The sequence below is a fragment of the Streptomyces sp. P17 genome (assembly GCF_032436805.1).
Lineage (GTDB): Bacteria > Actinomycetota > Actinomycetes > Streptomycetales > Streptomycetaceae > Streptomyces.
This window is the reverse complement of the sequence record NZ_JAVRBF010000403.1, coordinates 1-384: the sequence shown is the minus strand read 5'-3', so window position 1 is coordinate 384 and position 384 is coordinate 1. Positions and strand designations below refer to the sequence as shown.

Below are 384 nucleotides of genomic sequence, written 5' to 3'. Positions count from 1 at the left end.
GATGACCGTCGATCAAACCGGCCTCCACACCGACCCCCGCCGCCCCGGCAACTGCTTCGCAGCATGCGTCGCCACAGCCCTAGGCAGACCATTGCGAGACGTCCCTCACTTCGTCGAGTGGGGACAGATGATGCACAACGGCAAACTCCGCGACGACGACGACCCGGACCGCAAGCTCTTCTGGTCGATGTTCCTCGGCTACTGCGCAGGCGCCGGAGTGTGGCCCGTGGACCTCGACAGCGTCGAGGACGCACTCGACGGCGAACTCGTCTTCGCAGCAGGCCCGTCTCCTCGCGGCACACATCACCAGGTGCTCTACCGCGACGGGCAACTCTGGCACGACCCCCACCCCTCCCGAGACGGACTGCTCGCCGTCGAGGAGGC

Annotated in this window: 1 protein-coding gene; it reads left to right on the top strand. The window is 66.9% G+C overall.

Features of this window, described 5'->3' with window-relative positions; genetic code table 11:
• Positions 1–127: 127 nt before the first annotated feature.
• Positions 128–384, top strand: a 257-nt coding sequence (locus RMT89_RS41490; protein ID WP_315888931.1) for a hypothetical protein, incomplete at its 3' end; no start/stop codon positions are given.